14 protein-coding genes are annotated in these 22,927 nt (G+C 36.1%); 1 reads left to right on the top strand and 13 read right to left on the bottom strand.

The features are described from left to right. Positions 1-35 precede the first annotated feature (35 nt). The 5 genes from IGM09_RS07475 to IGM09_RS07495 all read right to left on the bottom strand — a co-directional run bounded on the left by IGM09_RS07475 (position 36) and on the right by IGM09_RS07495 (position 6,999). Positions 36-938 (bottom strand): glycosyltransferase family 8 protein, encoded by a 903-nt coding sequence (locus IGM09_RS07475; protein ID WP_010713323.1) that lies wholly within the window; start codon positions 936-938, stop codon positions 36-38. Next, positions 928-1,773, bottom strand: coding sequence for a glycosyltransferase family 8 protein (locus IGM09_RS07480; protein ID WP_016616900.1), 846 nt, complete (start codon positions 1,771-1,773; stop codon positions 928-930). The genes IGM09_RS07475 and IGM09_RS07480 overlap by 11 nt, the downstream gene beginning before the upstream one ends. A 499-nt stretch (positions 1,774-2,272) precedes the next feature. Further along, positions 2,273-4,333, bottom strand: coding sequence for an LTA synthase family protein (locus tag IGM09_RS07485; RefSeq protein WP_002360109.1), 2,061 nt, complete (start codon positions 4,331-4,333; stop codon positions 2,273-2,275). 41 nt (positions 4,334-4,374) lie between these two features. Then, positions 4,375-5,763: an MFS transporter gene (locus IGM09_RS07490; RefSeq protein WP_002391405.1), complete on the bottom strand. Its 1,389-nt coding sequence runs from the start codon at positions 5,761-5,763 to the stop codon at positions 4,375-4,377. Positions 5,764-6,144: 381 nt separating this feature from the next. Beyond that, entirely contained in the window at positions 6,145-6,999 is an 855-nt protein-coding gene (locus IGM09_RS07495) for a LysR family transcriptional regulator (RefSeq protein ID WP_002361978.1), read from the bottom strand. A 391-nt stretch (positions 7,000-7,390) separates the two neighbouring features. Between IGM09_RS07495 and IGM09_RS07500 the strand changes: the two genes are divergently transcribed. Beyond that, complete coding sequence (locus IGM09_RS07500; RefSeq protein WP_033625013.1) at positions 7,391-8,221, top strand: MBL fold metallo-hydrolase; 831 nt, start codon at positions 7,391-7,393, stop codon at positions 8,219-8,221. Between the two features lie 147 nt (positions 8,222-8,368). Here the strand turns inward: IGM09_RS07500 and sprE are convergent, their stop codons facing one another. From sprE to IGM09_RS07540, 8 genes are all read right to left on the bottom strand, one after another. Continuing rightward, entirely contained in the window at positions 8,369-9,223 is an 855-nt protein-coding gene (gene sprE / locus IGM09_RS07505; protein ID WP_002364098.1) for a serine proteinase SprE, read from the bottom strand. 48 nt (positions 9,224-9,271) lie between these two features. Further along, on the bottom strand, positions 9,272-10,804 hold the full coding sequence (gene gelE, locus IGM09_RS07510) for a M4 family metallopeptidase coccolysin (protein ID WP_075578545.1): 1,533 nt from the start codon (positions 10,802-10,804) through the stop codon (positions 9,272-9,274). A gap of 234 nt (positions 10,805-11,038) precedes the next feature. Continuing rightward, positions 11,039-12,382, bottom strand: a complete 1,344-nt coding sequence (gene fsrC, locus IGM09_RS07515; protein ID WP_033625014.1) for a sensor histidine kinase FsrC — start codon at positions 12,380-12,382, stop codon at positions 11,039-11,041. Further along, positions 12,379-13,107, bottom strand: coding sequence for an accessory gene regulator AgrB (locus IGM09_RS07520; protein WP_033625015.1), 729 nt, complete (start codon positions 13,105-13,107; stop codon positions 12,379-12,381). Before IGM09_RS07520 ends, fsrC begins: the two co-directional genes overlap by 4 nt. An 88-nt stretch (positions 13,108-13,195) precedes the next feature. Then, positions 13,196-13,927 (bottom strand): response regulator FsrA, encoded by a 732-nt coding sequence (gene fsrA, locus IGM09_RS07525; protein WP_075578546.1) that lies wholly within the window; start codon positions 13,925-13,927, stop codon positions 13,196-13,198. 418 nt (positions 13,928-14,345) lie between these two features. Next, positions 14,346-16,304: an amidase domain-containing protein gene (locus IGM09_RS07530; protein ID WP_010775907.1), complete on the bottom strand. Its 1,959-nt coding sequence runs from the start codon at positions 16,302-16,304 to the stop codon at positions 14,346-14,348. Positions 16,305-16,385: 81 nt separating this feature from the next. Next, entirely contained in the window at positions 16,386-22,013 is a 5,628-nt protein-coding gene (locus tag IGM09_RS07535) for a TIM-barrel domain-containing protein (protein ID WP_162782957.1), read from the bottom strand. A gap of 503 nt (positions 22,014-22,516) precedes the next feature. Further along, on the bottom strand, positions 22,517-22,912 hold the full coding sequence (locus tag IGM09_RS07540; RefSeq protein ID WP_002408845.1) for a hypothetical protein: 396 nt from the start codon (positions 22,910-22,912) through the stop codon (positions 22,517-22,519). Between the last annotated feature and the right edge of the window lie 15 nt (positions 22,913-22,927).

Genomic DNA, 22,927 nt, shown 5'->3' on the forward strand with positions numbered 1-22,927 from the left:
AGTAACTGATTTTACGAAATCCATGACAATATTCATTATTGAGCATATTCAATCCTTCTGCTAATTTTCGTATAAGATAAATATTGATTGAATGTGTTGACACAACGAAAGGCCGTCCTATTCGCATATTGATCATAATAACGCTTGGTATACCACTGAAATTCTTTCGTCCAAGGTTTGACATGGCCAGTAAAGTGGATAATGGATGGTGCTCTTCTCGTTTCGTCATATTGTCTTTCTCCATAAATAGTCGGATGTTTTTTCGCTTTTGACAGAATATAACCTTGGGCATTCCACTTAGGATGTAACTGGGTCCAACGGTCGTGTAAAACCGCATTCAATGCATCTTGATCATGGAAACGTAATTTATCTGGATTTTCTTCAATAAATCTTAAGACTTTAGTGGTTACATCTAAATTCAACCATTTTTTAACATCGATTAGCAACAAGCCTGAGTTAAAATAACACATAGATTCTGCAGGAATCGCCATTTTTTCCAAACGTTGATGGAACCCTGCATCTTCAACAGCGGCGATGATATTTTCACCTAAATCAACTGTCCATAATTTTGCGACATCATCTAAGGCAATCATGTCACAATCCATATACAACAGCCGTTCGATCTGGCTTCCTCTAAACAACTCTGGAATAGCAATCCTGTAGTAAGCTGTTTTGGGAATTCGTTCACTGGTTACAACATTTTTGAAAAAATGGGGGTTGATTTTTAAAAATGTTAACTCTGCATTGATTTGGGTATGTTTAATCGTAAAATACAGTAGTTGCTTGCTTTCAAAATTGATATTGTCATCAATCACATAAAAATGAACAGCTGCCGCTGAAGGACTATTTTCTAAAATTGAAACAAACATAGCAGCAAGATGCGGTACAAAGTTGGTATTGCAACATGAGACAATCGCTAATTCTTTTCTATTTTCCATTTCTTGCACCTACTTTCTTTAACTTGTTTAGATAAAGAGCTGTATAAGGATGATTTTCTAACGTATTCCAGGGTTTATCGTGACCAGTAAAATGAATAATCGCTGGCTCTTGATTTCCCGCTGCATATAATTTTTGATAGGCTTCATTAGGCGCTTCATGACGATTAAAAACTAAAGACGTCTGCATATTCCATCTTGGTTCTAGAGCTAGCCAATCTTCATAAAGAACAGCGTTTAAAGCATCTTGATCATGATAAACTATGCGGTCCCCATTTTCTTCTAGATACTGAATTGTTTTTTGAGTGATTGCTTTCTCGTTCCATCGGTCAATATCAATCATCATGACTCCTGAATTAAAATAATAATCGGAGGAATGGATGCCCAAACGTTTCAAGGCATATGCTTGACCAGGATCAATAACCGCGCCAATCGTTTGGTTCACTAATGGCGTATCATACAACTGGACAATATCATCTAAAACCAGCGTATCTGCATCTAAATAAAGAACCTTTTTATAGCTATATTTTTGTAAAAGTGACGGTAAAGAAATGCGTAAGTATGCGGTCGTTGTAATATGATCACTCACTAAAAAATTTTGATAGACTTCTTTGTCTGCTGTTAGAAATTCAACAGTCGCATTTTGTGAGTTACTACTAACCGTTTCTTGGAGTGCTTTTTTGCTAGATAGCGACAGCCCATCATCAATCACATAAAAATGAACAGATCTCTCCGAATGACAATTTTCTAAAACAGTTGTCATCATTACATTCAAATAAGGAGCATAATTTTCGTCTGAAGCTGTCACAATTGGCACAATCTTCTGATTTTTTCTCATCAAAACCACTCTCCTCTTTTATTTTTATAGCTAAGTTCCTATTCAGAATAGGCCCTGAAAAAATTATCTGCAAATCATATGCTCATTATTTTATAATATAATTATAATAAAAATATATTTTATGGCTATAAAATAATTTTGTTTTCCGTTAACAACTATTAAAAAAACAACATTTCTCTTACTTTATCCTCAAAAATACTATTTATTTAATACTTGTTTTACTAATTTTTTTATCTAAAATTCGCCTGTTGTATTTTCTGTTGATGGTAATTTTAAAATGTACAGCGAAACTTAATATAAATTCTAAACTGACTTCTTACTCAATAAAAGAGCGAAAAAACCTGGGACAAAAATCACTTTGGATTTTTGTTCCAGGCTCAAAACCTGATAAATGGTGGAAACAGAACCAATTGCTTCGAAAATAAACGACTCTGTTCTGACCTCTTTCACTTCATATATGATTCTCTTTCCCTTCCAAAAGTTATCCTTCTTAAATGATCTATGGCGTAGTCGGATAATTTTGGACTGTCGTTTGATTGCCATTTTGACTAAACAAGCTGGTTGATTGTGCATTTTTTTGTTTTTCTACTTCTAAGACTTTGTTTTTTTCAAAAGCCACATCATAGTTGTAGTCCTTTGGTTGCACTTCTTGGAATCCTTGTGGTTTATAAAAACGTAAAAGGTTTTCCTGATTTAATTTGTCAGATAAACTTAACGATTTTTTCACCCAATCGTTATCTTTCGTGACTTCTGCTTTTAAATCTGCTGGAACTTGGTCTAATTTTTTCCCTTGATTATTGTAGATTTCCCCACCTAGATAAGAAAATCGAGGCGTTACAAAATCGCCATTTCTAAAAGGAACCACTTGTTTATATTGAGGAGATAAAAGGTCCGTGCCAAAATGGATATAATTTTTATCATCGACACCTAAAAGATGGTACAGTGTCGGTAAAACGTCAATTTCCCCACCATATTCGTGCATGATTTTCCCTTGCGTATAGCCTGGCATGTAAAACATCAAAGGTACTCTTTGCAATTGCGCATTGTCATAGTTTGTCCACGTTTTTGGATCGCGGTTGAAAGCTTTACATAAGTCCTTGTTGTTCGCATCTGAAATACCGAAGTGGTCACCATAAATAACAAAAATAGAATGATTGTATAAACTTGTTGTTTGCAAGTAATGGAAAAATTGTTCTAGCGATTGATCCAAATAGTGCGCTGTTCGAACATAATCATCCACAATCGAATTGCCTGTGTTCAATTTAGGAAACGGGAAGTTTTGGTCATCCGTATAATAAGGGGTATGATTGGTCACAGTTAAAAACTTCGCATAGAATGGCTGCTGTAAATGTTCAAGCTCACTAGCTGATTCACGCAACAATTGTTTATCTAAAATACCGTAACCTAGCATTTTGTCATCTTTTGAAAAATATGACCGATCAAAAAAGTATTGATAACCTAAGTTTTTATACACATGGTCTCGATTCCAAAAACTCCCCACATTTCCATGGAAAACAGCGGTTGTATAGCCTTTTTGTCCTAAAACAGCGGGAGCCGCTTCGAAAGTATTGTCTGATCCTAATTGTGTAAAAAGAGAGCCTTGCGGGAGCCCGAATGTTCCTGTTTCTAACATGTTCTCCGCATCACTCGTTTTTCCTTGCCCTACTTCATGAAAGAAATTATCAAAACTGATTGTCGCTTTGTTTTGATAGAGCTGATTTAAAAACGGTGTAACCTCTTGGCCTTGGACTTTCATATTAATCAAAAATTGTTGAAAACTTTCTAAATGAATCACAAATACATTTTTTCCTTTGGCAATCCCGGCATACTGCGGATTAAGCGGTAAATTGTTTTGCTTGGTAAATTTCATGATTTCAGGTAATTCGTTTGAACTAGCTTCTGCTCTTACCTCATTTGACATGGCTGTTTTGACACCATCGATGGCTGTGAATGCATCCAAGCCAAGATATTTTACAATATAATTACGATCAAAAATTCTTTGAAGCAATTGAGGACGATCGGTTTCGCTTAAAAATAAGTTAACCGAAAAGAGCAAGACACTTAAACAACTAATTGAGATCGCCAATCTTCTGTTGATAGGTTTGGTCACAAAGACTTGATGATTCCGTCGCTGTTTAAAAGAGTAAAATACCAAAACGAGCAGCACTAAAGTATCTAGCCAATAAAAGACATCGTGGACTCTCATTAAAGCAAGTAAATCACCAGAAATCCCTTCTGAAACTTTTGAAAAGCCAAAAACAGATTGGATGGTAATAAAGTCAGTGAATTCACGATAAAAAATAATATTCAAATATAAAATTAATGTATTTAAAACATTTAAAAGAGTTAAGCTAAGCATAAATGTTTTATGCTTTTTAAAATACAAACTAAAACCAAATAATAACAGCGTAGTAGCAACTGGATTGAACCATAAAATTTCTCGCTGGAGACTGCCCTTAACGCCCAATGAGAAATCTAGGTAATACGCCAGAATCGTTTTTGCCCAAAAGAGTAAAACAAAAAATAAAAAGAGTCCTAATCGGTTATTTATTTTTTTCATCTAAGTTTGTCTTCCTTTCCCTTCAAAAAAATCTTGATTTGTTAAAAATAAAACCTAACTCTGCGCAATGACTTTTTCGCTAGCGGAGAATTGGATAAATAACTTAAAAAGATAATCGCAATGGCGCAACATCCAAATAAAAGCCATACGTTTGTAAAAGGTGTTCGAGTAAGCGAACTAGTAATAGGCTTTGTAATTAAAAGACTTGGTAGCGCAACCCCTAAAGAATTGCCAATTTGCTTACATGTCACCGCAATGGCTGCTGCCGTTCCTGACTGAGAAAGTGGCATTCCTTCAATCGCTGTAATGGTAATCGGTGAATTTAACATCCCAAACCCAATGCCTAAAAAGATATAAATAATAAATAAAATAATCATAGGCGTTGTTTTAGTTACAAATAATTGTAAAAAGCTAACAGCCAACATTGAAATACCACAAAGCATAATAGGACGTTTCGTCCCTATTCTCCCTACCATTTCGCCGGCTCTCGGTGCAACAAGAAAACTAACAAAAGCCAAAGGAATGGTTGATAAGCCAGCTTCCAACGGGCTGAAGCCTCTCATTTCTTGCAAATATAGCGTGTTTAAAAATAAATAGCCGTTATATATGATGAAGCCAAAAATAGCTAAAAAAGAAGCCGATGTAAATGGAATAGATAAAAAGAAACGCGGGTTGATTAACGGATTGTCAATGTTATATTCATAAATAAAGAAAATGACAATGGCTAAACAGCCGATTATCCCAGTACTTAAAATATCTGGCGCGAAAAGCCCTTTTCTAGGTAGTCCGATAATGGAATAGATAGAACTAAATAGAAAAAGAATCATCAATGCTTGACCAACAAAATCATTTTTCGCCGTTTTCTCTACTTTTGACTCAGGTACAAACTTTTGTGTAAGGATAATTGCCGCAGCAATGATCGGTACATTTACAAAAAAGACATACCGCCAGCTAAAATAAGAAACAATTAGTCCGCCAATAATCGGGCCCATGCCTAAGGAAATCCCTGTAACAGAGCCCCACAAGCCAATTGCTTTCGCTCTTTCTAACTTTTCGGTAAATACCTGTGTAATAATAGACATTGCTACCGGATTTAACATAGAACCGCCAATCCCTTGCAACATGCGAAACGCGATCAATTGCCCTGGGGTTTGCGAAATCCCACATAGGAAAGACGCTAAACCAAAACAGGCTAAGCCCAATTGAAGGACTCGTTTACGGCCAATTCGATCTGCTGTAGACCCAGACAACAATAATAAGGATGCTACCATTAAAGTGTAGCCATCTGTTACCCACTGTAATGTAGACAGATTCGTGTGAAAATCACTTTGAATGGATGGTAACGCCACATTGACAACCGTAACATCCATGGTCACTACAAACAAACTCATGCAACAAGTATACAAAATAACTTTTTTTCTATCGATCATAAAAACAGTCCTTTCTAGCAACTACATAAAACAGGAAAAGCAACAATGACACTTAAACTTCTAACGACACAGTTATCGCAAGTACTCACGTATCAACAGTTCTTTATATTCCTTGCCATTTAGTTATTTTATATTTAAAAAAGTAAATCTTTAGATAGCCAAACTATACACCAGAACCCCTTTAAATTGAACCGTAATAGATACGATTTATCGATTCTTAAGTTATTAAATAATTGAACATTCTGTTCAGAAATATCGAACAGCCCCATAATTGAGCATCTCTTTTAAACAATGAACAACAAAAATAGCCTTATCCGCAGCAGAAGTAAATCTAAGCGAATAAAGCTATTTTTGATAACTATTCCAAAGTAATTTTAATGGCTAAGTCTCTAGCAACTTTTGTAAAGTTGCCTTGATTTGACCAGGTTGGACAAAAACCGAACTGGAAACATTTCGGTATAAATAAAATTTTTGTTTTCGTTCAATCGGTAGAAAGAAGAGTTTAGAATCAATTTCCTGCAGTTGTTCTTTCCGAAGAGAGATTACCGCATAAACTCCTTTACTTTTTTCAATGAGACGAGTAAGCATCAACGTATCGTAGCAACAAACAAGCGGACTTGTTAATTGCAACATTTCTAGCACACTCTTGGTAGCTTCTAAATGATCTAAGTGATGCGGCAAAAATAGAAATGGATAGTTGGTCAAACAGCTGAAGCCTTCTTCCTCAATTTCTTGTTTAATTTCTCTTGAAACACAAAGATACATTTTTAGTTCAATTAATTGTTCTTTCTTTAAAACTGGACTATTCACATCTGCAGAAGTAATCACAAAATCCAACTCATGATTCTCCAATTTATTCAATAACTCAAACGATGAACCATGGTAACATTCCCAAAAACGATTCAGTTGATCCTCATTTTCTGTCACTTTATACATCAAGGACGTATTTCCAAAACCTAAACGCATCACTGGATTCTCAATCATTTCATGCAAATTAAGTTTCATTTTCTTGGCCTCGTTTAAAATGATATATACAGATTGGACGATTTTATCCCCATAGGAATTTAACGTCAAAGAATTACCGTTACGGTCAAAAAGTAAATGGCCCAATTCACTTTCCAAATCTTTTAATGACGCACTTAAGGTTGATTTACTAACATGGAGTTCAGAGGCTGCTTTGGAAATACTATTATATTTTGCAATGGTATAAAAATATTCTAATTTTTCAATAGTCATCTTTTGTCATCCCTTTTATTCAAATTCATTTGCCCACGTAACCTGTTCAAAACACGCCTCACTCTTTATCAATAGCGTAGTTATTTTTGCTCTAATAAGCTATGTCCATCTTGTTATTTTTCTATAACTAATAGCAGATGGATATGAAAGTGCCTTTGGTAAAACTTTTTCTCGGAAATAGCATGAACATTCGCAACAAATTCAGCTTATTAAAAAAGGCGTCTAGCTTTTTCTATTTTACGCAAATTTACTTAAGAAATTCCATTTCAATTCTTCTCTAAAAAAGGTAAGATGGACACAACAAATGTTTCAGTTTCCATGCCCATTTACTTTAAGGTTCAGCGTTATCTACTAAGTATGAAGAATGTCAAAGAAAGGTTAGGTACTCCCAATGAAAATCAACTATTTAGGTACGGGTGCAGCAGAACGGATTCCAGGAATTTTTTGTAATTGTAAATTATGTAAGTACGCTCGAGAGAAAAAAGGACGAGAAATTCGTACACAAACTCAATTAATTATTGATGATGTCCTACTGATTGATTTTCCAGGGGATTCTTATTTACACCTGTTGCAGTACGACTTGTGTTTTGCAGACTTTGACTCTTTACTAATCTCTCATTGGCATTCCGATTATTTTTACGGCGAGGATTTGGCTTATCGAATGTCTGGTTATGCATTAGATATTCCAAATCGTTTAACTGTTTACGGAAATGAAGCAGTTAAGACGTTTTATCAGCGCGCCTTTGATTTAGAAGGTCGTCAAGACGATACCCGATTACATTATCAGGTTATTCAGCCCTACAAATGTTTTACTATTGCGAACTATACGATTTATCCCCTTCCTGCACAACATGGAAATTTCAGCGAAGATTGTTTTATTTTCGTTATAGACGATGGTAAAGATGCTTTTTTATCCACCCATGATACAGGTTACTTTACGTCAGAAATGTTTGAATATCTTGAAAAGAGCCATTTACTTCTTAGTATTGTTTCTTTAGATTGTACTAGTCAAACAAACGAAACTGGCAATAGTCATATGAATTGGGAAGAAAATTTAAAATTAATTGCAGAATTAAAAGAAAGAAAACTCGTCACAGATAAAACGATTTACGTTGCCAACCATTTTTCTCACAATGGCGGCTTGTCTTATGCGGAGATGGCGGCTTTATCTCAAAAGCATGAAATCATTACGAGTTATGATGGTTTAGAAATACTAACTTAATCGGATTATTTGCCTTCTTTTCAGCACTATTATATGCTTTTAACCGATAATTACAAGGTACTTATATAGTAACTTACACTATCTTAAAAAACAAAAATACTCGAAATTTCCCGTGATCCTGGAAATTTCGAGTATTTTTATGGTTCTTTACGCTGCTGGCACAGCGGATAAACGTTTATTTTCTTCTTCATTCACTCGATTGACAATAAAGTTATAATTCACTTCATTTAGTCTTTGACCATGGTTTCCTGTTTGCTTAATGCCGCCATTGGAATGAACACCAACTACTTCAAACTGAGCATTATAGATTGGGGAACCAGATTGACCACCTGTTGTATCGATATCATAAAATAGTAATGGATTTTCTAAGTCTGTAAAGTTAGATGTAAACAAATCATTTTCATGCGACCATTGCGTGTGGTTTTTCTCACCTGGATAGCCTGATATTGTGACATGGGTATCTGAAGATTCAAACTTTTTCAAAACAAATGGCGTTAAAATTTCTCCCAACTCTGGGCCATCTGGACGATCGTTTTGTTTGCCGACAGTCACTACCGCAATATCCGCATTCGGGGAAAAAGCTACATCAATCACTTTGAATTTGCCAAATGGTGTCGCACTGCCATCTCGACCTGGATAAAACCAAGCATCATCTTTGGCATTCGGATTTAATACTTTGGCATTCTTAAAACTTTCAGCCACATGATTATTGGTGACAATTGTATTAGTTCCAACAACAAAGCCTGTTCCTAAAGAAATATAGCCTGGTTTACTGGCAGGGGAAATGATTCTTCCGATTGACGCAAAAGGCGCTTCGGTTGTATCTGCCACTTCTTGTCTTCTGTCTTCAGGGTCCAGTAACGATCTTTTTTGTCGTGAATGACTTTCGGCAGGAACGATATACTCTTCTGCATTTGCAGACAAGCTAAAACCGGCGATCAAAGTTACTAAAATCAGAAACAAAAAACCAGCACTAATTTTTCGTATGGAGAACTTTTTCATAAGATTATGCCACTCCTTATCCATTTTTATTTAATTGGGGAATTTTTTTTATTCATTGACTAGAACAGATTCACTTGGTTGGTTTACCTGAATGTCTTCTTTAGCTCCGATTCCAGCAGAGTTAAAGGCTGCTGACACCACTGAAGCTGCTTCATCGCCATATTGAACTTTTGCAGCAGCAAGCATCGCATCACGAGCATCACTGAATTGTGCTTTAGGTGTTAAGTAATTTACTAACGAGCTGTAGAAAATAGTCTGTGCTTTTTCAATGCCTAAGTTCTGGATAATGGTGTAACCAATCCGATTAATAATTCCACTATTATAATGAACACCGCCTTGATCATAATAAGGCGTTCCTTTATACCGTGCTCGATCGTCGTATTGAGCCATGGTTTCTGGTTGTCCGTGTTTACTTGGCGTTTGTAAATTTCGAATACCTGTTTTTCGGTCAACACTCTGAGTATCCGCACCAATTTCTGGATTAGATGCACCCGAAATAATATAACCCATCAAATCAGAATAAGATTCATTCAAGGCACCTGATTGTCCTAAATATTCTAAACCGGCAGTATGTTCCGTCACACCATGTGTCATTTCATGACCAACTACATCTAAAGAGGAAGCATACGTTTTTCCTGTTGGTGTACTTGTTTCACCATAACGCATTGCTTTTCCATCCCAAAAAGCATTGTCATAAGCATCTGGATGTTGTTCATCAACAACTGACAAGATGGGCATCCCTCGATCATCAATACTGTGTCGTTGGAAATGATCTTCATAATATGTTTTTACAAATTTTCCATGCGTATAGGCGTCAACAGCATTCTGATTTAATGCTGTTAGTGATGGTGCTTGAATAATAGAATAATTATTTTTGCCATCAACTACTGCATGGTAAACCCCTGTGTTATCCGTTCCGTGTAAAGCAATTCCCGTATTGCTTTTTTCAACTGGTACATTAAACGTTACTTGAAAAGAGTTTTTTAACGTTACTTCACTACCGACATGTTCCGTTAAATCTTGTTTTTCCATAATTGTTCCATCTGTAGCGTTCACTTTATAAACCAATGATACGGGGTCACCAGTTGGTGAAGAAGTTACTCTGACTTTATAAAATAATTGCCCCTCATTATTTACACGTTTGTCAATAGCTAAAAAGACAAGATCTTTATTTTCCGGATTATCAGAAGCAATAATTTTTTTAACTCCTTCTTCACCGATTGCATCAACCGATTGAATTTTCACAACTTGATCAACTGGATTTCCTGTAACACTTGTTACTGCACCGTTTTTATCTAAATGAATAATCACATTATCTGAATCAACAGTAACGCCTTCCGTTTGCTTTTCTAACTTAAGATGCTTCATCCCCCACGCATCTTCTTTTCGATCTACAACCGTATATTGTTCAGCAGCTGCCTCAGAAATTGCCTCCTTTTCCAACTTCGATAAAACTGTTGAAACTTCACTTTCTGAATAAACTTGTTCTTCTGCTGCTACAAAAAGTGAAGAAAATAGACATGAACTTCCAACAAAGATGCCTGTACCTAAAATGTATAAAATTTTATTTCCCTTCATCAAACGATTAACTCCTTCCCCAGTTTCCTTTTATTTCTTTTCCCAACAAAAGTATTGCTTTATCCTCCCTAATCTTTCCCGTTAAACGACCGCCCCTTTCCCTGCGTAAATATTTGTTGCTATTTTCATTATAGACAACTACCTAACCGGCACTATCTAAATTCCTTAATCAGCCGACATTTTTCCCTGTATTGCCCCTCATAACTCAATACCATAGCAAAAAAGTTGTTAACAAATTCATTCGTTAACAACTTTTTTACTATTATGATTTTTTTCAATAATTAAATGTTGAGTAACCGATCCTTCATTGAAGGACGTTTGCAAATCAAATTGATCTGAAAAATCAACAATTTCTTTTACATATAACAATCCCCAACCGTGCTCTTCTGGGTTACTTTTAGAACTAAATTTGGTTTTCTTCATAACCTTAAAATCAAATTCGGCTTGGACACTATTTGTTATCACAAACTCTTGTGTTTCATTTTTATTGAAAATTGAGATAGCGAACATTTTCAATTCTGATTTTGCACTGTTTTCAATCGCGTTATCTAATAGAATAGCCAACAAACGAATCACAACCACTAAGTCGATTGATGTATCAAGAATAAATACTTCTGGCACATCAACAATCACTTTTAGTTTTGCTTGCTTTGCGGTATTAATTTTCATACTTATGAGTGCCTTAAGTTCCATATTTTTCAAACGATTTAACTTCATAAGTTCAAATTCTTCATTATCAATAATTTTTTTGGTTGGTGCAATCGTTTCTTCATAAATTCTTTTGATTTCCAGAATATCTTCGTATGAAATAGCAATTTGTAAACTATACAATAAATTTTTATAATCATGACGAAACATCGCTAGCTCTTCGTTAATGGATTCTATTTTTTCAGTATAAATCGTTAAATTATTCAATAATTGAGTGTTGATACGTTGTTCTTCCAAATAAGCTTCAATGACTAAGCCAATCAGAATTAAAAATAAACCTACACTTATTAATAACTCCAATTTAGAACTATTTACCGTGACAAATCCTCGCATAAAGTCAGGTGAAATCTCTGGCGAAATCAAAAACACAAAAAGTAACAACAGAATCAACAATAAAAGTAAACAACCAAAAAAAATTCGGCTATTTTCTAACACACGATTTAATCTTAAAAAAACACTATTGGGAATTTTTAAAGCAATCCAGATATTTATAAGCAACAGAAGAACATTTGAGGCAATCCATAATAATTTATTTTGATAAATCTGTTGAAAAAAAACACTTAAAATCGTTTGCTCCGTGTAATTGATAAACGAAACCATAAGCAATGTAAAAACGGATAAAAATATCGCTTTAAAAATTGAGAACCTCTTTTTGTGAATGAGTAAAAATCCTGTAAAAACAACGACTGTCAGCGCATAAATCAACCAAGAGTAGCCCAACATTAATGCCGCAAACGAACAAAGATTAATGACAATAAGCAATGAAAGTAACGGTATTTTACATTCAATCTTGATCAATGTTACTCGTAAAAAGACAAAAACGATAAAGCTAGATGCCAGCAAAACGTTAGTAGCTAATAACGACAAAATCATTTTTCAATATTCTTTTTAGGTTTTTCAGTTTGTCCCATCCATTGTCCAAATATATTGGGCGAATTTTGATTTAATCTAGGCTTAGTTCCCACACCATCACTGACTTTTGCAACTCTTTTTTCAATAACATTTTTAATTATTTTTTTACCAAATTTCATAAAAACACTTCCTTCAATTAAATTTTTTGTTACAGGGAGTATCATCAGACCTTGGATGACGAGACCGTAGAGTATTACTGAAGCAATCTTTTCTTTGACAAACAGACTACATAAAATAAGTAAACACACCCTTATAAGGCTTTGCTTTTTGAGCACGTTTAAATCAGATGGCTGAACAGGTTCAATCGCTGTTCCTTGTGGCGCATACCAATAAAATAATACGACTAAGAGGCACATCAATAGAATTTTATAAATAAACGGTAAGCTCACAGAAGAATTTTTCAATACAAATGGTATGGCGACATAGATAACCATGCTTTCTAGACGACAGAGCCATTTGGTTTTTGCATGCCAGCCACCTGCGACAGGCCGTAAAAAAATCAGTACGACGTATACAATAAAGGTTTCGCTTAACGTCCCAAATAAAACTGATAAAATCAGAATCATCAGAAAATTAAATAAGCCAGAAAAATAAACGGTTAGATAATACTTTGTCCATTGTGTTTTTCCTGATTGATCTTCCTGATCCATATCCATAATATTTTTTAGAATCCAATCGATTAGCATATCGCCCTCCTCTTCAAGTATTGCACTAAATTATAACGAATATAGCGACTAATAGATAGATAATTCCTTAATTAGTCATTATCCCTCCCTAAGTAAGAAATAGTGCCTTGACCTGAGTATAATATCTTCTTGAGACTGGTACTTCCGTTCCGTCTCTCATAGTTAAAAGATGCGTTTTATAATTTAATTTTGACGCATATTTTTTATTGATGATGATTGATTGATGGACTCTAATCAAATCTGGATGCAGTTGTTCAATTTTTGATAACGTTCCATAAAATTCTCTTTTAAAATTTTTACCAACCATTGACACACGATGATCGTATTCCGTTTGAAAGAAATAAATATCATTAATATCCATTTTTATAGAAGACGCTTTTAAGTTAATGATAATATATTCACTTTTTGTCTTTATATTTTCTTTTTGTTGAATATATGCATCGACACATGTTTCAACCTCTTTTTGGAAATCTAGAAAATCCACGTTCTTTTGAATAAATTGAAGAGCTGAAACCATATATTTGTAGGAAGTTAAAACTAATTCTGTGTGAGTAGAAATAAATACAATCAGACTTTCACTGTCTGTTTTTCTGATTTCTTTGGCAACCTCAAATCCTGCCTGGATATGATTGTTCATTTGAATATCTAGGAAAAAGATATTTAGTTGGGCGTCCTGGTGTGCCACTTGTAATAATTCATCTGAACGTGAAAATAAATGGATTGTTTCATTATAAATATTTCTTGCATGTAGGATATTTGTTACCAATGCTTCTAACGCTTTTGCTTGAATAATTTGGTCTTCTAATATATAAATAGCCATTTGTTCACTCATCCCTTTCTCAAGAAGATATAAAATTACACAACAAAAGACAAATGATTATAATGTTCAATCAATTTATACACCAATAAAAGAGATAAAAAATTGATTGTCTGTTAGTATATTCACATAAATTTAGTATAGCGATTTCAGTAGTTTCCTGCAAACAAAAACATAAAATAACAAAGCATCAAGAAAGAGTACTTTGGACTATTCATCTTTTGCTAACGAATCATGAGGACTATTGTCTCTTCGTTGATGAAAAACAAAGAATCAACCGCCAAACTGTTCTTGTCATTTTATACATGACAAAATCAATTCATTGGTCGATTCTGGTTATTTTAATTTGTTAGTTCACACATGGATCATTGTGCTAATTTTTTACTTAAACATCCACAGTTCTTCCTGTTGAATGAGTCGATTAAGCGCCAATGTAGGTCACGCCACTACTATAAGCAATTACATTAGGTAAGACACGATACGAAATCGTTTGATCATTGATGACATTGCTTTCAGAAATAATGATTCCATCAGAAGTGACCGCTTCAACAAAAGCAACATGTCCATATTGATTATCTGCGCCAGCAACTCCTGGTTGGAAACTAATCGCACGACCAGCTTTAGGCAATGAACTAACTTGATAGCCTAATGCACGTCCTTTTCTTCCCCAGTCACTGCCATTTCCCATAAATTCATCCACAGAAGTGCCCAACTGTTTGAAACGATTATAGACATACCACGTACATTGGCCCACGGGATAGCTACCACTCCGATTATAATTGATCCCATCATAGACTGGAAAATGCATTTGTTGCTGTTCCGCTTCCGACAGCTTATTTTTAGATTGGATAATCAAACCGTCCACTGTTTTTGGTAAATCAAATTGCGTTAAGTTATAAACCGCAATTAACGAATTTAATTTATTATCGTATTGCTTGTCTGTTGCATATTTACCTGTTAAAAAACGCGTTGCTTGAAGGTAGTTTTTGGCTTCCGAACGCCACGCTGGTTTATAAAAATCTTGATTTCCGTCAATCCCTTGTCGGAGTAATTGAACATAATCTTGCAGTGAGTCATTATAGCCACCGTAATCGCGAAACCCAGCGGAAATTGTATAAAGTTGGCCCCTCTGATCAGCCTCTTTTGTTGAAAAGCTAACACTATTTCCTTGGAACGAACCTTTCACGCCAAAGAGATTATAATAAGGTTCTTTGGCTAGTTGACTTTCGCCAGAGCCACTTTCTAAAATAGCCTGAGCTATCATCACTGATGCAAAAACATCGTATTTTTCGCCAAGTTCTCTGGCTGTCTCACCAATTTTTTTAATAAACGCTGTGGTTTGTTCTGACTTCTGCATTTCAAATGACGCACCATATGTTGCTAAAACTTCTTTACCATACTCCGTTAATGTGAACTCCTTAAAAGGATTAGTCACTACCAAGCGTTTTTCCTCTTTTGAGTCTGGTTGTTGTTTGGCAGTATAGATATTCTCTAACTGAGCGATTACTTCTGGTTTCTCTTTAGAATCCGCTTCCGCTGCGGCAATTAAATATTTTCCTTGGCCAAGATAAACACCATTTTGAAGCGTTTTTCCTTCAGCTGTTTGCCAAAAAATCAGATCACCAGGTTCTGCCTCCTCTATAGAACGAACTTTACCAAATGTCATTTGTTCTTGCGGCGTACTGCCAATGTCTATTTTAAATAATTGTTGGTAAATTTTTTGGGCAAGGAAACTACTGGTCAATACTTGCTCCGTCAAATTAAATTCTTTTTTTGTTTTCCCAACGTGTCTTAATGCTTCAGCCACCACGACTGCCCGTTTCTTTTCGCCAAAAGACGACAACAGTGGAAGTTCGTAGCCTTTTAAATTTGAAGAAGCTATTTCATCTACTTTGAGGGACGGATTTAACGATACAGCCTGATTTTCTTCAACAACGTTATTGGTGGCTTCAGGAACTTGAATAGGTTCTTCAGGTTCTTGCTTGGTCACAGGAACTTGTGGTGGTTGCGATTGTTCAACAGGCTGCGTGATTTCTGATGATACCGTTGGCTCTGTAGGTTCTTTTTTTGTTTCAGAACTAGTATTTGTGGTTGTCGTTTCTGTCGTTGACTGACTCGTTGATTCGGTAGTCGTATCGGTAAAACTACTTGATTCAGATGACGAACTACTAGTGGACGTTGTCGATGTAGCAACAGTTGTTTCGGTTGTTTCAATTACTTTTTCTTCCGAAGTAATTGTCGTTTCCGAGGACAGAGCTGTTTGTAGCGAGCTACTTGGTAATTCTGCAGCCAACGTAACAACTGGAGCGACTTCCAAACTCAGAAGAACGAGAATACTTGTTAAAACAAGTAGTTGATTCTTGATTTTCTTTCTTTTCATTCGTAAAAATCCTCTCCTATTACTTACTTGCGCATTTGCACACTGTTTTTGTACAAATGCGCCTTGTAAGTTAATGATACGCTAATTTTGGTCTTTTTTATTTTTGAAGAATAATTTTCCTAAACCAATACTTACTATCAATAGAAAACCACTGATTGACCAGATTGGCGAAACAACTTCATTTGCTTTTGGCAAAGTACCAGAAGTGGTGGTTTTTGTTGTCGTTCCACCTGCTGCTGTGCCCTTTCCTGGACTGGTTACACCACCAGTCCCGCTAACCGTGCCATGATTTCCATTGTTGCCTGTAGAGTTGCTACTGATTGGCTCTTCTGCCATTGCTTCAATGGCTTGTGCTAAAATACTTAAACATTTGTCCACAGCTTCTTGCGTCGCATTTGGGTCCTCAACAAGTGCTTTTGCTTGTTTAATTGCTTCAGCTAAAGCTTCTTGCGATGCTTTTGTAAATTGTTTTGCTGCTTTAGGTTTCAAGGTTTCTGCTTTTTGAAGCAGTTCTCTCAACTTTGTTTTATCCGCTTGAAGGACTTGTTCCTCTAAACTATCCAAAGCAGTTTTTACATTTTTTTCAGCAGTATCAATTTGTTCTTGCCGAGCATTTTTATCAGCTAAAATCCCTTCCGCTTGGTCAATTGCTTCAGTTAAGCGCGCTTTAGATTCGCTGGTAAATTCTTTTCCGGCAGATGGTTTGATTGCTTTTGCTTTGGCTATCATTGCCTCTAAGGCTTTTTTATCTGTAACTAACGCTTCTTCTTGTAACCCATCAATGGCACTAGTTAATTCAGCAACCGCTTCCTCAATCATTTTTTGATTAGCTGCTGGGTTTTTCAATGTGTTTTTAGCTGCTAAAAGCGCTTTTTGTAAATCTTGTAACGAGGAGGCAGTAAATTGGTGCCCTTCACTTGGAGTGACTTGCTGCGCTCGTTTGACAACTTCTTGTAATTGGTCTTTATTTACAAGGGGTACTTCTTTTAATCGAGCCATTGCAGTTTCCAATGCGTTTAGAGCCGCTGAGACTTCTTCTTTTGTCGCCGTTTCTTTCGCTACGATTGCTTCAGCCGCTTGAATTGCTTCTTGCAATTGTTTTTCTGTTTCTTTTGTAAATTGGTATCCTTCTTCCGGCTTTCTTCCTCGGGCTTGAGCGATTTTCTCTTTTAAGGTTTCCTTATCAACGGCGACGGGTTGTTCTTTTAATTGTGCAATTGCTTCACGCAATGTTTTAGTCGCTTGGTCTATTTCTTCTTGGGTAACTTTTTCTTGAGCAAATACTTTTTGAGCTGCTGCTAATGACTCTTCGAGAACTTTTTTAGTTTCTTCGGTGAATTCTTGCCCATCACTTGGTTTCTTCGTTAGCCCCTCTTGAATTGCTTTTTCTAAATCAGCTTTATTCGCTACATCAGGCATTTTTTCCAACTGTTCTACAGCCTTTTTTAGGTTTTCCACAGCAGCAGAAACGTCTGTCTGTGTGGCTTGTTCATTGGCTAGAACAGCTACTGCCTCATCTAAGACTGGTTTAAAAATTGCCCAAGTTTCAGGCGTATATTCTTTTTCGACACGTGCTTGATTTAGCGTAATTAGCGCTTGTAATAACTCTTTATCTACTAGCTCTGTGGGCTTCACTGTTACAGAAAAATCTGAAAGTGTGGCTTGTTGGAATCCTTGGCCTACTAATAAGCCTTGACTCATATCAAATTGTAATGGCTGCTCAACAGTTGTCGCACGTTTTACGCGAGTTGTTTCTTTTACTTTAACTTTAAAGGTAACTAAGTCCATTGAACCATTTAACAATTGTTTATTTCCTTGATTACTAAGAACTAAATACAGATTCTCCACATCATTTGAATGTTTCCGATATTTAGAATAATTTTCCATTTGTTTTGTATTATTCGTGGTTGCAGGCTGACCGACAAGTTCAAATTTGCTAGAATCAAAGGACATTTTTGTGCTTAACGCATTAATGTTTTTTAAGTCTTGACCTTTAAGTGTAAAGGTTAATGTATCGCCAGGAAGATAAGTATCCTTGCCATTTTCATTAACCACAGCAAGGGATAAACCGCCCGCAATTTCTTCGACATCAGGTATCTCAATCCCACCATCTAATTGTCGTAAAACATAACTGATATCATAAGCATCAATTACCCCATTTTTATTTAAATCGCCTTTTTCAACATAGCCATTAAAGTCACTGTCCACAGATTCTAAGCCTGTATAGTTTCGATAACTCATTGCATCATTTTCATCAATCGTTCCATCGTTAGTAATGTCTCCATGTAAGATTCCTTCTGTTCCTGGTTGTTTGTAAAAGAGCATCTCACGACCAGAGCCAAAATTACCCACCGATTTTAATACCTTCATTTCAACAAAACGATACGCTTGGTCCTTCGTTTCAATGGTTTTTGTCAAAGCATCTTGCTTCCAGTTAATAGGTTCTGAAAACTCTGTCCAATTAGCTCCATCTTTCGACGTCCGATACTGGAGTTGCAAAATATTTCCGTTGCCGGCATTGTCTCTTGGCAAGTATTCAATTTTATCCATTTGATACTCCGCACCAAGATCAAATTTTAAAGTCAAGAAATTCCCATCACTTGGATTAGCGATGCCAGTTGACCAGTTCGTATGCCAGCCTGTACTTAAATCTTTATCTGTTAATTTCTTCAATTCTGCACCCGGTTGTTCTGGTAAATTACTTGTTGCTTTGACTTGATTAATTGTTTCTTTATAGGGATCATCTTGTGTTTTTCCTTTAATCGGTTCACTCCATTCAGAGACCCCGTTTTTTCCAACAGCTCGAACTCGAAAAGTATGTTCGCTTAGGAAGGAAAATCCATCAAATGTTGCTGTATTCGTTTGAATATTTCCGAAAACAGTCCCGTCACGCTCTACTTCATAGCTTGTTGCCTCAGTTACTTGATCCCATTGAAGAGTCAAAGAAGATGGCGTTGTTTTTTCTTCATTGATTGCGACATTTGCCGGAATAGTTAACTGGTCATCGACCGTTGTATTTCCTCCGTCAACCGTTCCTTTATTAATGAAACCTTTGACAGTTATTTGAACATCTTTGGCGGTCACAGATTGTTTCGCTAGTTTTACTGATAACGCTGATTGGTTCAGTTTTTCTCCTGAAGCTTCAGAAAGATACTGATTCACTTGGAATTCTTTATCAAAATAATATAGATTTGTGCCAGCCAAAAATTCTTCTTTATTAGCTGCTTGTTTCAAGGTTACTTCTGTTCCCCCCACCATTGCTGTTACGCTTTCGGGCGCTTCTGAAGCTAACAAATCAAGCGTGGTGCTTCGTTCATCAACAAAGTCTTTATAACTTCCTTTTGTCGGTTCGATAGTAACGGTCAGATCCCCTTTTTCGTTTGATTTAGGGCCTTGACTATTTATTTTAGTCGTAGCTGATTGCCCAGCTTCATAACTAGTTGAAATTCCGTCATCTTCATACATATTAAAAGAAGTGGCGCCATTTGGATAAATCAAGAAAGATCGTTGATCTCGTTGGATTTCCTTTGGATTGTTGTTTGGATTCGTCATTGGGATAATACTGCCATCTTTGACGAAAACGGGCACCTTCCACAGCGGTGTTTTTACTCCATTTAAGACACGGCCACCTTGATATTTTTCGCCTGTAAATAAGTCAACCCAGACTTGTTTTTCATCTGGTAAATAGATTCCATCACGGATTGAATTTCCTGCCTCATCTTGATTGCCATTATAAATTGGGGCAACGAGTAAATTGGGTCCCCACATATATTGGTATTGAGAATCTTTTGTATATGCTGTTCCTTCATTAGGAAATTCTAAAGCCATGGCCCGTACCATTGGTAGTCCATCAACTGATTCCTTGGCAATACTGTAGTTATAAGGCATCATCATTGATTTTAATTTTAGATACGCTCGGTTCAAATCTGTGGCTTCTTGATCAAAAGCAAATGGCGTTTTTGGATTGGAGCCCCAGCCGTCCATATTTAGCTGCACTGGTGTAAAAGTTTTCCATTGGAAATCACGTATGTTGACCTCTTTATTTTTTCCACCAAAAATTCCATCCATATCTGAACCGACATTTGGTTGTCCAGACAACGAAGTCCCGATATATGTTGGGATATGGAAGCGAATATATTCCCATTGACCACCCGTTTGATCGCCTGTCCAAATACCAGCGTGCCGTTGGGTTCCGGCCCAACCATCTAATGAAACAATCATCGGACGAACTGCGCCGTCTGTTTCTTTTACAAAAACATTCGCGGCATCTTCTACACCATTTAAGCCAAAGGAATACCCATACCCGACCCACGCCACGTCAGTTTTGAGAGCTTTAACACCAGCGACACTAACTTCTTTCGCAATATCCCGTTCTCCTTTTTTAGGATTTTTAGGATCCGCTGGATGGAGATTAGATTGGGTCCACAGCCCCACTTCAACACCATTGGCTTGAGCATACTCTGTAAATTCTTTTAAGTTTTGTACATCGCCGTCCAATGAATCTGTTTGGCCATAGCCAGCACCGTAACCGTCATTTGGCAAGAACCACCCTAACGGCATATCGTTTTTCTTATATCGATCAATAACTGCGCGTGCAGAAAATTGATAATTCTCTTTTTCTCCATTTAAAGATTCTAGCGTGCCATTTAAGTTTCCTAGATCGCCTGGTTGGTATTCTTTGTAAAAATTACCATCTTCAAACTTAACTGCTCCCGCGGTTCCTTCTGCTACTTTCACCCAATAGTCCCGATTATACGCGTTTAAATGCGCTTCATAGAACCCGTATTCTGGCATCAAAGCTGGTTTCCCGGTTAATTCATAGTAATCTTTTAAAATACCTGCTGAGGAATCATTAAAGAAATAAAAAGCATCAAAATCTGTTCCTTCGTGCGTTGTTGTGGTTGTTTGTGGATCATGACTGCCAAAATCATAGTTGCCAGGTTTCCATGTATTTCGAACAACGCCATACCCTGCAGTTGACCAATAAAATGGGTTAGGCGATGCTACTCCGCCATCTACCCAATTGTTCGTATTGACAATCTGGATAGCTGTTCCTTTATGCGTAAATCGACCATTTTGAGTTCCTCCGCCAAAATAATTTTCTTGACTACTTTGTTTTAACGTTTGTGTAGCTTTATCATTTTTAAAGGATAGCGGAGCGGTTTCTTCTAAAATAACTTGATTCTTTTTCTTGTCTAGAACCTTCATTAAAGCGCTTTCTTTTTCGAATATAATTTTTAAACCATTATTTTCTAGAATAAATTGGTTTCCTGAATCTGTGATGTTCGTTTGCTCAAAGGCTTGTGTGCCATAGTCGGCCATTGTTTTAGCCGTAATTTTCGCAACATGCTTTGGATCATTTGGCGTTGGATATTCTTCAAATTTACCAGTTGGATCTAGATGATAGCGAAAAAGATGGTCGTTTAAAATACTAATTTGTGCTTTTTTTCCAGAAGCATACGTAATGACAAAGTTTTTCTCCGCTTTTTCAATCGACACAATTGCTCCGACTGACGTTGCTGAATCAGCTACGTCTTCTTTTGCTGTTTGCTCTTGCGCATCAACCATTTGAGAATCCATCGTAACAAACGAATGGAACGCCAATACAGACGAACTCACTAATAAAAATGTCAACCAGTGCTTTTTACCGTAAATTTTTTTACCCTGATACTCTTTGTTCATTTTTTCCTCCTTAAAATTGCTCCCCATAGAATAGTTCCGACACAATTACTCACAAAATCCAAAACCCAACAAAGTTTTATCCAGATGAAAAGTCATAATGATTTTCTTAGTTTACTGAGACTGTTAGAAAGTCAGTTTCAGTAACCCCTTCCTAAACACATCCTTTCAATAAATTATTAAATGAAAACAATCCATTTTCATCTTATATAAAAAATTTAGTACAGAATCACAATTTCCAATGAATGCGTTTTCATTTGTTGACTACCAATTTTTCACTTTTTTAATAACATAATTATCGTATGATGGTTTTTTTGTGTTTGTCAACGGTTAATTATAGCAGCCACCATTAACAAGTATTAACCCTTGATAAACCTGTTCATTCACTTATAATGATGATTTTATTGCGAAAATATCCACATCAGAAAAAGAAAGACTTTTTTCAAAAATCTAATACCTGTTGCTCAAATTTAGTCTATTTAAAAATAATCAACACCCTCCTGCTCAGCAAGAGGGTGTTAATTACTCGTTTTTTAGTGATTGATTTGACTTGCTGGTGTGAAAAGCAAACTAATGATTATGCCAACTATCAGTACCGCTAGCAATATAAAAATTAACTTTCCAAACCGGTGATAGGGATTGATCGAAAGCCCAATCCCATAAACTTTCGGAACCCACAAAGGAGGCGTTGGATTATCTTTTTGATCTTTATAGGCTATCTTTAAAATCTGCCACGCAAAATACAACAATGGTAAAACCATAATTACCCCAACTATACCTAGCCATTTTGCTAATGAGTCACTAGTATGCAAAAGACTGATTGTCAGAATTGGTACAAACAAAAGAATAAAGCTAATTGTGGCTCCCACTTGTGCTTGTTTAAGCAGTCGTCTCTCACGGAGAGTAAGATTCGCAAACATTCCATCCATCCTTTCATGGTTTTC

Origin of the sequence: Enterococcus sp. DIV0167, assembly GCF_050541555.1 — a bacterium.
Taxonomy (GTDB): Bacteria; Bacillota; Bacilli; order Lactobacillales; family Enterococcaceae; genus Enterococcus; species Enterococcus faecalis.